The 12,686-nt window shown below is 64.0% G+C and carries 12 protein-coding genes; 11 read left to right on the forward strand and 1 reads right to left on the reverse strand.

What is annotated here, in order from left to right; genetic code table 11:
• The first annotated feature begins 55 nt into the window (after nt 1-55).
• Together metK (J0A91_RS01530) and J0A91_RS01535 are read left to right on the forward strand one after the other, a co-directional pair.
• Nucleotides 56-1,276 (forward strand): methionine adenosyltransferase, encoded by a 1,221-nt coding sequence (gene metK, locus J0A91_RS01530; protein ID WP_069203436.1) that lies wholly within the window; start codon nt 56-58, stop codon nt 1,274-1,276.
• Between the two features lie 64 nt (nt 1,277-1,340).
• The gene (locus J0A91_RS01535) at nt 1,341-2,438 is read left to right on the forward strand and encodes a hypothetical protein (protein WP_150126791.1); all 1,098 of its coding nucleotides are present in this window, start codon (nt 1,341-1,343) and stop codon (nt 2,436-2,438) included.
• On the opposite strand, the gene J0A91_RS01540 is transcribed toward J0A91_RS01535, so the two are convergent.
• On the reverse strand, nt 2,431-3,306 hold the full coding sequence (locus J0A91_RS01540) for a formate/nitrite transporter family protein (RefSeq protein WP_069203438.1): 876 nt from the start codon (nt 3,304-3,306) through the stop codon (nt 2,431-2,433). The genes J0A91_RS01535 and J0A91_RS01540 overlap by 8 nt on opposite strands.
• 103 nt (nt 3,307-3,409) lie before the next feature.
• Between J0A91_RS01540 and trmB the strand changes: the two genes are divergently transcribed.
• From trmB to J0A91_RS01585, 9 genes are all read left to right on the forward strand, one after another.
• Nucleotides 3,410-4,090: a tRNA (guanosine(46)-N7)-methyltransferase TrmB gene (trmB, locus tag J0A91_RS01545; RefSeq protein WP_069203439.1), complete on the forward strand. Its 681-nt coding sequence runs from the start codon at nt 3,410-3,412 to the stop codon at nt 4,088-4,090.
• A 601-nt stretch (nt 4,091-4,691) separates the two neighbouring features.
• Entirely contained in the window at nt 4,692-5,777 is a 1,086-nt protein-coding gene (locus J0A91_RS01550) for a hypothetical protein (protein WP_150126792.1), read from the forward strand.
• 88 nt (nt 5,778-5,865) lie between these two features.
• Nucleotides 5,866-6,812, forward strand: a protein-coding gene (locus J0A91_RS01555) for an IS630 family transposase (protein WP_150126793.1) whose coding sequence is annotated in 2 segments (ribosomal slippage) — nt 5,866-6,205 and nt 6,205-6,812 — 948 coding nt in all. Because the reading frame shifts where the segments join, the coding sequence is not laid out codon by codon here.
• 7 nt (nt 6,813-6,819) lie between these two features.
• Nucleotides 6,820-6,972 (forward strand): hypothetical protein, encoded by a 153-nt coding sequence (locus J0A91_RS01560; RefSeq protein ID WP_169833064.1) that lies wholly within the window; start codon nt 6,820-6,822, stop codon nt 6,970-6,972.
• Nucleotides 6,973-7,004: 32 nt separating this feature from the next.
• Entirely contained in the window at nt 7,005-8,213 is a 1,209-nt protein-coding gene (metK, locus tag J0A91_RS01565; RefSeq protein WP_069203443.1) for a methionine adenosyltransferase, read from the forward strand.
• 7 nt (nt 8,214-8,220) lie between these two features.
• The gene (locus tag J0A91_RS01570) at nt 8,221-9,165 is read left to right on the forward strand and encodes a methylenetetrahydrofolate reductase (protein ID WP_069203444.1); all 945 of its coding nucleotides are present in this window, start codon (nt 8,221-8,223) and stop codon (nt 9,163-9,165) included.
• A gap of 3 nt (nt 9,166-9,168) precedes the next feature.
• Entirely contained in the window at nt 9,169-10,032 is an 864-nt protein-coding gene (gene purU, locus J0A91_RS01575) for a formyltetrahydrofolate deformylase (protein ID WP_069203445.1), read from the forward strand.
• 11 nt (nt 10,033-10,043) lie between these two features.
• A complete protein-coding gene (locus J0A91_RS01580; RefSeq protein WP_083224434.1) occupies nt 10,044-11,087 on the forward strand; it encodes an adenosine kinase in 1,044 nt (347 codons plus the stop codon).
• Between the two features lie 202 nt (nt 11,088-11,289).
• A complete protein-coding gene (locus J0A91_RS01585) occupies nt 11,290-12,672 on the forward strand; it encodes a hypothetical protein (protein WP_206364963.1) in 1,383 nt (460 codons plus the stop codon).
• The last annotated feature ends 14 nt before the right edge of the window (nt 12,673-12,686 follow it).

Below are 12,686 nucleotides of genomic sequence, written 5' to 3' on the forward strand. Positions count from 1 at the left end.
AAGCTTTATATCGCCGTTCCGGGGTCCGGGACCGCGCCAGCAAAGGGCAAGATTGATGCGTGCTTCGTTCCTGTTCACCTCCGAATCGGTCTCGGAAGGTCATCCCGACAAGGTCGCCGACCAGATTTCGGACGCGGTGGTCGATCTGTTCCTGTCGAAAGACCCCTATGCGCGCATCGCTTGCGAGACGCTGACCACCACGCAGTTGGTCGTCCTCGCCGGCGAGATCCGCTGCAAGGGCGTCTATGAGAACGGCGCCTGGGCGCCGGGCGCGCAGGAAGAGATCGAGGCCGCCGTCCGCGCGACGGTGAAGCGGATCGGCTACGAGCAGGACGGCTTCCACTGGGAGACCTTCCGCTTCGAGAACAACCTGCACGGCCAGTCCGCGCACATCGCGCAGGGCGTCGATGAGAGCGGCAACAAGGACGAAGGCGCCGGCGATCAGGGCATCATGTTCGGCTACGCGACCGACGAGACCCCCGATCTGCTGCCCGCGACGCTCTATTACTCGCACCGCATCCTCGAAAAGCTCGCTTCGGACCGCCACAACAAGGTCGTTCCGTTCCTCGAGCCCGACGCCAAGAGCCAGGTGACTCTCCAGTACGAAAACGAAGTGCCGGTACGCGCGACCGCGCTCGTCGTCTCGACGCAGCACGCGCCGGGCTATTTCGACGATGGCGGTGAAGGCAGTGACGCGGCCAAATATCAGGAACTGCGCGACTATGTCGTCGGCGTGTTCCATGAAGTGCTGCCGAAAGGCTTCATCACCGACGAGACCAAGATCTACGTCAACCCGACCGGCCGCTTCGAAATCGGCGGCCCCGACGGCGACGCCGGCCTGACGGGGCGCAAGATCATCGTCGACACCTATGGCGGCGCCAGCCCGCACGGCGGCGGCGCATTCAGCGGCAAGGATCCCACCAAGGTCGATCGCTCGGCCGCCTATGTCGCGCGCTATATGGCGAAGAACGTCGTCGCCGCTGGCCTTGCCCGCCGCTGCACGATCCAGCTCTCCTACGCGATCGGCATCGCCGAGCCGCTGTCGCTCTATGTCGATCTGCACGGCACCGGCACGGTTTCCGAAGCGAAGATCGAGGAAGTGCTGCCCAAGCTGGTGCGCCTGACGCCCAAGGGCATCCGCGAACACCTCCAGCTCAACGCGCCGATCTACCAGAAGACCGCCGCTTACGGTCACTTCGGCCGCAAGCCCGAAGGCGACAGCTTCACCTGGGAAAAGACCGATCTGGTCGACGCGCTTAAGGCGGCGGTGGCGTAACGCCGTTTCGCTTTTCGCGTGAATGGATTAGCCTCCCGGGACAGGGTTTCCGGGGGGCTTTTTCATGCGTCGTATTGTGGCATTGCTGCCGGTCTTCAGCATCGCGACTCCGCTGCTCGCTTCGGCGCAGGGGCAGCCCCCGGCGCTCGCCATCCCCGCCGACAAGCCGTATCGGCACGCGCCGTCCGGCTTGGTGCTCCCGGCCACGCTTGACGGTTTGCCGCGTTTCTCCGCTGACGCCCTCGCGCCCGACCATCTCGACGAAGCCTTCAATTTCGGCACGTCGAATTCGAGCGAGGACATCACCGTCTTTGTGTTTCGCAACGTTACCGGCTCTGTGCCGGTCTGGTTCGATCGCGTCGCGCGCGTCGTGGAGCATCGCGACACCTATGGCGGGCTGACCGTCGCCAAACCCGCCGCGGCCTTCACGCCGCCGGGCCAAACCACGGCGAGCGGACTGATCGCCAGCTATCGCCCCGCGCACGGGCCGTATCGCAGCACCGCGATCGCCTTTTTCCCGCTCGGCCCCGACTGGTATGTCGAACTGCGCTACTCCTCGACGACGATCGAAGCGGACGCGATCGACGCGCGACTGCGCGGCGCGATCGACGCGCTGGGCTGGCCCCGGAAGATCACCGCCCAGCCCGCCGCCGAGCCGATCGCCGATTGCACCGCGCCGCTTGCGCTGAACGGCGCCGCGAAGGCGGTGAAGGGGGAGAACGCAATGATGTCGAGCCTGTCCGCCGGACTGCTCGCCAGCGTCGGCCGCGAGGCAGCCGAAAAGACCAAGGATACGCCGCCCCTGGCACCGTCCGTTTGGTGTCGCGACGCCGCGACCTATCCGTCGCTGGCGGCACAAGGCGTCTATCGGCCGCGCGATTCAAGCGACCAGTATCTCGTCGCTCTCTCCGACGCCGGGCGCGGCATCTGGGTCAGTCCCGATCCGATCACGGCCCTTCTGGGCAAGGACAAGGAGGGGAACGCCGCAGTCTGGTCGTTGACCTTGAACGATGTTGCGGTGACGACAGCCTATGCAGGCCGCGACCGTCTGCCGCCGCCCGATCAGGCCTTCGCCATCGTCAACAGCGAACCCTATGCCTCTCGCGCCACCACATGGGGCAAAAAGCATAACGTCCAGGTGAACAGCGACAGCCTCAAATAACCTTGGCGCCGGACGCCGCCCGCCGCTCCAGCCGCCGCTGCCGGCGCGCATCGCGGCGTTGGCGGCGCGTTTCCTCGGTCATTTCGCCGCGCACCTGCCCGTGCGCGAGCAGCGCGAAGATGCCTGCGCCGCCGATCAGGTTGCCCACCACTGCCGGCACGATCAGCCCGAACACCGCGCGCACCACATCGGCGTGGCCGGTATAGAACAGCAGAAACGCCTCGCTCGATCCGACCACCGAATGCGAAAAGCCGCCGATCGCCACCACCCATGTCACCGCGAAGATGACGAGGAAGGATTGTTCGCGCGCATTGGGCAAGGACCAGGCGAGGATCGCGATCAGGAACCCCGCCGGCACCGCATTGACCAGCGTCGCGAACGGCGAATGCTCAAGGATCGGCAGTGCGACCGCGATCATCGCATCGTGCGCGCCCGCCGAGCCGAGCCCGCCGAACGCGATCACCGCCGCGCCCATCGCGGTGCCGATCAGATTGGCGCCGAGCACCACGCCCCACAGCCGGAGCGTGCGCACCAGCGATTCGCGCGTGGGATCACTCACAAGCGGCAGCACGGCGGTGATCGTGCTTTCGGTGAACAATTGCATCCGGCCGAGAATCACGATCAGGAAGCCGACCGGATAGCCCATCGCCACCACCAGATCGCGCCACGCGCCCCCCGGCAGTTTCTGGTACAGCACGCCCTCCGCCAGCAGCGAGGCGTTGATCGCCAGCCCCGCGGCGATGCCCGACCAGAACAGCGACGCGAGCGGACGGCGAAGCTCGTCCTCGCCCTCCTCGCGGATTGCCCGGTGCAATTCCTTCGCGTTCGCCGCCTTGAGATCGTCGACCCCGCCTGCCTCTTCCGCCAAAATCCGTCCTTCCCTGTTGTATCGCGGGGAACGGATGGCCCGGCGAATGTCTCCACTCCGAAAGGGTGACGGATCGCGACGGCTTCGCTATCGCCGCGCGATCATGAACGACCCAACCACCATCCGCCGCCTCTACGGGCGCCGTCAGGGCCACAAGCTGCGGCAGGGCCAGTCCGCGCTGGTCGAGGATTTGCTGCCGCGCGTCAGCGTTCCCGAAACCGGCCCGGTCGACGCGCGCACCCTGTTCGGCGAAGACCGCCCGCTCGAACTGGAGATCGGCTTCGGCGCCGGCGAGCATCTCGCCGGGCAAGCGGCAATGCGCCCCAGCCACGGCTTCATCGGCTGCGAGCCATTCCTCAACGGCGTGGTCGGCGCGTTAAACCACATCCGCGACGGCGCGCTGGAGAACGTGCGGCTGCACATGGGCGATGCGCTCGAAGTCGTCGAACGGCTGCCTGACGGCTCGCTCGACCGGCTCTATCTGCTCCACCCCGATCCGTGGCGCAAAGCGCGCCACGCCAAGCGCCGCATGGTCAACCACGGCCCGCTCGACCTGATCGCCGCCAAGCTCAAGCCCGGCGGCGAATTCCGCCTCGGCACCGACGACCCGACCTATTGCCGCTGGGCAATGATGGTGATGAACCAGCGCCGCGACTTCACCTGGCTGGCCCAAACCGCGCGCGACTTCCTGGAGCGCCCAGCCGACTGGCCCGAAACCCGCTACGAACGCAAGGCGCGCCGGCAGGGGCATGAGGTCTGGTATATGACCTACAGGCGCCGTTGACCCGAAAAAGCGCGATTTTCCGCCTTATTTACGCTAAGGCACCACGATAAAAAGGTAATTTCTCAACTCCCGTGATTGTCCGGTGATTACATTTTGCGAGACAGATCATAAGGTCTTTTTGTTTTGGGATCAGCAAATCCCCGTCCGTCGGCTCTGCTTTGCCGACCATCTTGAACATTGCTGCCTTTCGTTTTTGGACCGCAATGGGCTAGATCGGTCGGTTGAATATCATCGACGAGCATCGAATGGCGGTTCATTTACCGCTGCGCAGCCGGGGTCGTAATCGGCGCGCGTTCGTATCAGCGGACGGTCCGCTTCACGAAATAAGCGCTCAGAACGACTTAGATAGAAACATCCGTACAGTTGACACGGCGCGGCGCTGCCGGGCTCGTAGCGAAGCACATCAAGCTCCACGACAACATAGTTTGCCTCCCATCGTAATCCAGTGGGGTTCTTCCCGTCGTATTTCGTGGGACGGAATGTGGTTTACCGATCCTGCCGCCCGCGCCGACATTGGGCGCCGCGAAGATGGCGATGTCAGGTCGACACTTCCGGAATAGAGCGACCACAAAGGTCGCCTTCACGTTTTGGAGAGGCGCGCATGACGACTGCCGATATAATAGATAGGGCTGTAGATCGTCCGCCCATATCATCCGCCGTTAACCGGCCTGGCATCACCGAACCGACCGGGATATCTTCCGACAAGAACTTCCGCTTCTATGACAATCGCCAGAAATACCTGATGTTTGTCAACACCTGCTCAGAGAAGTGGGTAGTGGCCGAAAGAACCGCACGGGAACTCGACCGGCTTCAGCCCGCCCCACCGGCCGTGCGCTTCTTCGATGCCGGTATGGGCGACGGCACGGTGTTGGCACGCGTGATGCGCTCGATGCATCAGCGCTACCCGCGCTTCCCCTTCTACATCGCCGGCAAGGAAATCAGCCTCGAAGACGTGCGGTTGACACTCGACAAGATGCCCGATCGCTTCCTCGAACACCCTGAGACGGTACTGGCGATCACCAACATCTCCTATGCCGAGGCGCCGTGGCTATCCCCGGCTAAACCCGACGCCCGCGCTGGCATGGTGTGGAAGACGGTCGCGCTGAAAGGCGACACGACCGCCGAGTTCGAACGACAGATCCTAGAGCTTCAGCCATTCCTGGCAGAAACTTGGCGCACAAAGGTTAGCGCCAAAACCGGCAGCATGATTCCGGAAACGCCGGCCGCGCTGATTCTCTACCGGGAAGATTGTGGGTTCATGCTCGACGAGATAATCCCGCGACAGAACAGCCCCCGCGCCGACTTCGATCTGATCCTCGCCAGCCAACCCTTCCGGCTTCGCGCGAAAACCGAGTTCAAGGCGAGCCGCGTGTTGGCACCGCTCGCGAAAGCGCTGCGCCCCGGCGGACGGTTGCTCGGCATCCATTCCGCCGGCAATGATCCCGGGCTGGAGATCATCCAGAAGGTCTGGCCCAACGAGGACCCGTTCACGACGTCCCGGCGGACTCTAATCGAGACGACGCGTACCGCGCTTGGCGATCTCGCCGAACAGTTCCGGTTCGATCCGTTGCCCAATAGCGAAGCGCTGTTCCGGTACGAGATGCACACGCTGCCGGACGAGATCGACAGCGACAGTGCTTCAATCGGCACGTCCACGCTGCTCGCTGCCTGGAATGCCGCGACCTAGAGCATAAATCGACCTGATTGAATCGCGGGCGATTCCCAAAGCCGTTGCGATCTGATTCAGTGCGACCTCCGATCAAGGAGGTTGATACATGCCCAGGGCGTTGTCGGTTGATCTACGCAAGCGGGTAATCGCGGCGATCGAGGCTGGCGCGTCGTGCCGGCAGGCTGCGAAGCGGTTCGGCATCAGCGCGTCGAGCGCCATCCGGTGGCATGCGCTTTCGAAGGCCAGAGATGACGTCGCCCCGCAGCGACAAGGGGGCGACCGCCGATCGAAGCGGATCGAGGGCCATGCCGATACGATCCTGGGAGAACTGGCCAGAACACCGGACATCACACTTGTGGATCTGCGGAACTCGCTTGCCGGGCAAGGGATAGCGGTGAGCGTGGCAGGCCTGTGGCGCTTTTTCGAGCGGCGGCAGATCACGCTTAAAAAAAGTCCGGGCATGCGACCGAGCAGGATCGCCCCGACGTCTTGATACGGCGCGAGGCCTGGTTCGAGGGTCAGCCCGATCTCGATCCGCACACGCTGGTGTTCATCGACGAAACCTCGGCCAATACGAAGATGGCCCGTCTGCATGGACGTGCGCCGCGAGGCGAACGCCTACGTGCCTCCATCCCCCACGGCCATTGGAAGACCACCACATTCGTCGGCGCCCTAACGACTTTGGGGATGACCGCGCCGATGGTGCTTGACGGACCGATGACCGGCGAATGGTTTCTCGCCTATACCCAGCAGGTGCTTGTGCCCACGCTCCACCGTGGCGACGTCGTCATTCTCGACAATCTGCCCGCTCACAAGGGCGATGAGGTGCGTAAGGCCGTCGAGGCCGCCGGCGCCACGCTCTTGTTTCTTCCGCCGTATTCGCCCGATTTCAATCCGATCGAGAACGCCTTCTCGAAACTCAAGACCTTGCTACGCAAAGCCGCCGCCAGAACGGTTGATGAACTCTGGCGCATTATCGGTCAATCTATCGACGAATTCACCCCGGCAGAGTGCAAAAATTACTTCGCTCACTGCGGATATGATGCTTTTTGATCGAAAAATGCTCTATGTCGCGCAGATCGAAGACGAGCGGTTGGCTGAGGCGATGGGCAATCCCGGCTATCTCGACGCGACGCGCGCTGTGCTGCGCAAGAATGGCGAACTCTGGTTCAACGACGAAAGCTACGTCATCACGCGCCTCGCGCGCGGCTGACCGATCTCTTTTTTACCTGGAAAGGAGCGCACATGGCGCGCCAGACGTATCTCTTCACCTCGGAGTCGGTGTCCGAAGGCCATCCCGACAAGGTTTCGGACCAGATCAGCGATGCGATAGTCGACCTGTTCCTGTCAAAAGATCCTTATGCGCGCATTGCCTGCGAGACGCTGACCACCACCAACACCGTCGTCGTCGCTGGCGAGATCCGCTGCAAAGGCGTGTTCGAGGAGGAAGCCGGCTGGGCTGACGGTGCGCTTGAAGAGATCGAGAGTACAGTGCGCGCCACCGTCAAGCGGATCGGCTATGAACAATCCGGCTTTCACTGGCAGACCTTGGCCTTCACCAACAAGCTGCACGGCCAGTCGGCGCATATCGCTCGCGGCGTCGATGAAGCCGCGAACAAGGACGAGGGCGCGGGCGACCAGGGCATCATGTTCGGCTATGCGACCGACGAGACGCCGGGCTTTATGCCCGCCACGCTTTACTACAGCCACAAGATTCTAGAGCGGATGGCCGCCGATCGGCACTCCGGCGCAGCCCCTTTTCTCGAGCCGGATGCCAAAAGCCAGGTCACGCTACAATATGAGAACGGCGTACCGGTGCGCGCGACGGCACTGGTGGTCTCGACTCAGCATTCGGCGGATTGCTCGAACGAGGAGGGTCAGGCGCGACTGCGTGACTACGTGAAAGGCGTGTTCGCGGAAACGTTGCCAAAAGGATGGCTGCCGGCCGATGAGGCGATCTACGTCAACCCGACCGGCCTATTCGAAATTGGCGGACCGGACGGAGACGCGGGCCTGACCGGGCGCAAGATCATCGTCGACACCTACGGCGGTGCGGCACCGCACGGCGGCGGTGCGTTCAGCGGCAAGGATCCCACCAAGGTCGATCGCTCGGCCGCCTATGTCTCGCGCTATCTTGCCAAGAACGTGGTCGCCGCAGGTCTCGCGAAGCGCTGCACGATCCAGCTTTCCTACGCGATCGGCGTCGCCGAACCGCTGTCGGTCTATGTCGATCTGCACGGCACCGGCGCAGATGGGGTGAGCGAAGACGCGCTCGAAGCGCTGCTGCCACGTCTCGTCCGCCTGACGCCGAAGGGAATACGCGAGCATCTCCAACTCAACGCGCCGATTTACCAGAAAAGCGCCGCCTATGGGCATTTCGGCCGCGAGCCGGAAGGTGGCTTCTTCACTTGGGAAAAACTCGATCTCGTCGACGCACTCAAAGCCGCGTTCTGAGGCGCACGTGACGGTCCTCTCTCCTTTCGACAGCCGGGTGCTGGGCGCAGTCGCATCGCAGACGGTGATTGACGCGATCGCACAGTTCGTCCGCTCCGCCTCGATCGAGGCGATGGCGCGCGATGATGTCGCACTTGTGGCGGGGCGCGGTCTGCTCGCCCCCGGCACGACCGTGATGATCCCCTCTATCGCGGGCGACGCCGGGGACGATTGCGTCGCCGCCGCACGCCGCCTGCGTGGGTTGGGTCTCGAACCCGTGCCGCATCTCGCCGCGCGGCGCCTTGTGTCCGTCGATACGGTCGAACTGCTGTATCGGCGGCTGCGCGACGAAGCCGATGTCCGGAGTCTGTTTTTCGTCGGCGGCGAACTCCCCACGCCCGCCGGCGAGTTCGGCTCGGCGCTCGAACTGCTTGCGCGTACCCGGCCCGCGCGGTTCGGCTTTACCGAGATCGGCTTCGGCGCCTATCCCGAACCGCATCCAACCATTTCCGCCGCCGTGATGGAACACGCGCTAGAAACCAAGATCGCGGTCGCCGAGGATGCAGGCCTGCGCAGCTTCGTCGTCACGCAATTCGCGTTCGCCGCGCAGCCGATCGTCGACTGGCTCGACCGTTTTCGCGAGCGTTTCGCCGATCGCGAGGTGCTGCTTGGGCTGGCGGGGCCGGCCGGAATCCGCACGCTGATGCGCTATGCGCGATTGTGTGGTATTGGCGCCTCGTCGCGCGCGCTGATGCGCAACGGCGCGTCGATCGGGCGGCTGCTCGTCGAAAGCGCTCCCGACGCGGTCATTCGCGAACTGGTCATGACCGATGCCATCGGTCGTTTCGGTCCGCTGCGCCCGCACTTCTTTCCGTTTGGTGGGCTGGAGCGCACCGCGCGCTGGGCGAGCGCCGTCGCGGACGGGCGGATCATATTGCGCTCGGCCCATGCCGGCTTTGGCGTGGAGGATTGAGCGATGCCGGGCACCATCCGCGCCATCCTGGCCCTGTCGTGTCCCAACCAACGCGGCATCGTCGCGGCGGTGGCCAGCTATCTGGCCGAAAGCGGCTGCAACATCGTCGAATCGCAGCAGTTCGACGATGCGCTGTCGGGGCGCTTCTTCATGCGGATCGTGTTCGACAGCGAGCTCGGCCGGACCGCCGACGACCTGCGCCAGGGGTTTGAGAAGATCCGGGAGCGCTATGACATGCGCGCCACGCTGGCGGATGCGAGCGTGCGGCGGCGGGTTCTGCTGATGGTCTCGCGGTTTGGGCATTGCCTCAACGATCTGCTTTATCGGCGGTCGATAGACGCGTTGCCGATCGAGATTCCGGCCGTCGTGTCCAACCATATCGACCTGAAGCCGCTGGTCGATGCGGCCGGCATACGCTTCATCCACATCCCCGTCACAGCCGCGACCAAGCAGACCTCCGAAGAGAAATTGCGTACCGTCATCGCAGATCTGCGCTGCGAGACCGTGGTGCTCGCCCGCTACATGCAGGTGCTCTCTGATCGCTTCTGCCAAGACATGCCGGGCGAGATCATCAACATCCATCACAGCTATCTGCCGAGCTTCAAGGGCGCCAAACCCTATCATCAAGCCCATGCGCGCGGCGTGAAGCTGATCGGCGCGACCGCGCATTACGTGACTGCCGATCTCGACGAAGGCCCGATCATCGAACAGGGCGTCGCGCGCGTCAGCCATCTGATGTCGCCGACCGACCTGATCGCTGTTGGCCGCGATATCGAGGCGTCAGTGCTGGCGCGGGCGGTGCGGTGGCACGCGGAACACCGCATCATTCCGAACGGCCACACCACCGTCGTTTTCGATCAGAGCTGAGGAGCCGCCCGATGACGGATATGCAACTTGACGTAATGGCGGTTGGCAACGCCATAGTCGATGTCATCGCGCGGACGGACGAGGCTTTTCTCGCGGCGCATGGCATGGCCAAAGGCGCGATGGCGCTGATCGACGAAACCACCGCTCACACGCTTTACGAGGCGATGGGAAGCGGCACGCAGACATCCGGCGGATCGGCCGCCAACACGGTCGCCGGGCTGACCGCACTCGGCGTACGGGCCGGCTATATCGGCAAGGTTCGCGACGACTCGCTCGGGCGGGTCTTCCGACACGATCTCGCGGCGACCGGCGTGCGGTTCGATACTCCGGCCGTGCCCGACGGCCCCGCCACCGCCCGGTGCCTGGTACTCGTCACCGAAGACGGTCAGCGCACGATGAACACGTTTCTGGGCGCGTGTGTAGAACTGACCCCCGACGATATCGATCCCGCACAGATCGAGACCGCGGCGATCACTTATCTCGAAGGCTATCTGTTCGATCTGCCGCTGGCGAAGGCAGCGTTCCGCAAGGCCGCCGGCATAGCGCGTGCCGCACGGCGCAAGGTCGCTTTGTCCTTGTCCGACAGCTTCTGCGTTCACCGTCACCGCGACGAGTTCCGCAACTTCATCGCCGAACATATCGACATTCTGTTCGCCAATGCCGAGGAGATCGCCGCGCTCTACGACACGATCGACGTGACTGCGGCGGCGCGGCTGGCCGCGGCGGACTGCGCGGTCGTCGCGGTCACGCTCGGCGCGGACGGATCGCTGCTGATCGACGCGGACGGGCTGGTCCGCGTGCCCGCAGTTCCGGTCCCGACAGTGGTCGATACCACCGGCGCCGGCGACCTTTATGCGGCGGGCGTGCTTTGCGGACTGACGCACGGCCTGTCGTTGGAAGCCAGCGGGCGGTTGGGTAGCGCACTTGCAGGCGAGGTGATCGGCCATCTCGGCGCACGCCCGCAGGCCGATATCACGCGGCTTCTGCCGTCGGGGCTGCGCTTCGCCCTTGCCGGCCGCGCGTTCGGGCGCAAGGATCGCGCTGGCGCGGCATGACCGAGCCAGCGCCTGTCCCCGCGCGCATACGGCCTTCCACCGGAAGGCGTCGGTGCGCGTGGGCAGGTTGTTTTCGGCCTCGGAAGTGGTACCGGTCCCATGAGGCGTGCGCAAAAAGCGTGCGCCCGGGAGAGGATAGCATGGGCCAGCATTGGACCGATCGTTTCGCCGGAGGACCGCCGTTTCGCGGCAGCGTGGTGCGATGAGCATGAATTCGGACATTTTGCTCAACCAGATAGACAGCGCCTGCCGACGCCTGAATATCGCGCAGACGACCTTCGGCCGGCAGGCGGTCAACGACGGGAAGTTCGTCACACGGCTACAACAGGGCGGACGTGTCACCTTGAAGACGGTCGAGCGCGTTCACCGCTTTATCGCGGAACGCGAAGGCAGTTCTGAGATAGCGCTGCGCGCGGCGTTGCAAAACCCATTCGGCAACCCCGGCGCGCCGGAGCAAGGCTTTCGCTTCTACGACAATCGCCAGAAATATCTGATGTTCGTTAACACGTCGTCGGAAAAGCAGATCATCGCGGATCGCGCGATCAAGGAACTGGCCGGCACCAGTCCGTTACCGCCAGCCTTGCGCCTGTTTGATGGCGGCGCAGGCGACGGCACTGCCCTCGCCCGCCTGCTGCGCGGCGCGCACCGACATTACCCATGGTTGCCATTCTACGTCGTCGCCAAAGAGATCAGCATGGAGAATGTGCGACTGGCGCTCGAGAAGATGCCCGATCGTCTGCAGGAGCATCCCGCCACGGTGTTGGTGATGACGAACCTGCGCTATTGCGAAGCGCCGTGGCTGGCGCCCGACACCGCCGAAGCGGCGAGCGCGATGGTGTGGCGCGAGGTGGCGCTGGAGGGAACCACGGCGGGCGACTTCGAGGAGCAACTCGGCGCACTGACGCCATTCCTGTCGCAGCATTGGCAGGCTCGCGTCAGCGTCCGAACCGGCAAGCCGGTCTACCGCACTCCAGTTGTGCTGGTGATCCACCGCAAGGACAATCGCTTCCCGCTCGACGCTGTTCTGCCGCAGCGCGGCGCGGCCAGGGCCGATTTCGATTTCGTGTTGTTGTCGCAACCTTATCGCGCCCGTGCGCCGCTGGATTTCAAGAGCCGCCGGGTAGTCGCCCCGCTGGTGCGCAGCCTGCGTGCAGGCGGCAAGCTGATGGGCGTCCATTCGCACGGGCAGGATCCCGGCATGGAGATCCTTCGGGCGGTCTGGCCCGGCGAAAACCCCTTCGATACCGGCCGCACCGCGTTGATGCAGGCGGTGCGCGCCGATTTGGGTGGCACGTCGCGCGACTTTCACTTCCACAAACTGTCCGATGCGAACGCGGTGTTCCGGTACGACATCCACACACTGCCCGACGAGATCGACGGGCAGAACGACATCGGCAGTTCGACATTGTGGGCGACCTGGAACGCCGCGACCTACGTCGGCCAGATCGACGACGCCCGGCTCTCGCGCGCGATGACGGACACCAAATATCTCGATGTCACCCGCGATGCGCTGCGTCGCCACAAGGGACTTTGGTTCAACGACGAAGTTTACTTAATTTCCAGAAAATATCATCTCGGAAGCTAATTATATCCTCTTAC

Origin of the sequence: Sphingomonas panacis (assembly GCF_001717955.1) — a bacterium.
Taxonomy (GTDB): domain Bacteria; phylum Pseudomonadota; class Alphaproteobacteria; order Sphingomonadales; family Sphingomonadaceae; genus Sphingomonas; species Sphingomonas panacis.

Coding starts and splice junctions, on each gene's coding strand:
- J0A91_RS01580 (WP_083224434.1), top strand. CDS start 10,044: ATGACGGATATGCAACTTGACGTAATGGCGGTTGGCAACGCCATAGTC.
- J0A91_RS01585 (WP_206364963.1), top strand. CDS start 11,290: ATGAGCATGAATTCGGACATTTTGCTCAACCAGATAGACAGCGCCTGC.
- trmB (WP_069203439.1), top strand. CDS start 3,410: ATGAACGACCCAACCACCATCCGCCGCCTCTACGGGCGCCGTCAGGGC.
- J0A91_RS01560 (WP_169833064.1), top strand. CDS start 6,820: ATGCTCTATGTCGCGCAGATCGAAGACGAGCGGTTGGCTGAGGCGATG.
- J0A91_RS01535 (WP_150126791.1), top strand. CDS start 1,341: ATGCGTCGTATTGTGGCATTGCTGCCGGTCTTCAGCATCGCGACTCCG.
- metK (WP_069203436.1), top strand. CDS start 56: ATGCGTGCTTCGTTCCTGTTCACCTCCGAATCGGTCTCGGAAGGTCAT.
- J0A91_RS01550 (WP_150126792.1), top strand. CDS start 4,692: ATGACGACTGCCGATATAATAGATAGGGCTGTAGATCGTCCGCCCATA.
- metK (WP_069203443.1), top strand. CDS start 7,005: ATGGCGCGCCAGACGTATCTCTTCACCTCGGAGTCGGTGTCCGAAGGC.
- purU (WP_069203445.1), top strand. CDS start 9,169: ATGCCGGGCACCATCCGCGCCATCCTGGCCCTGTCGTGTCCCAACCAA.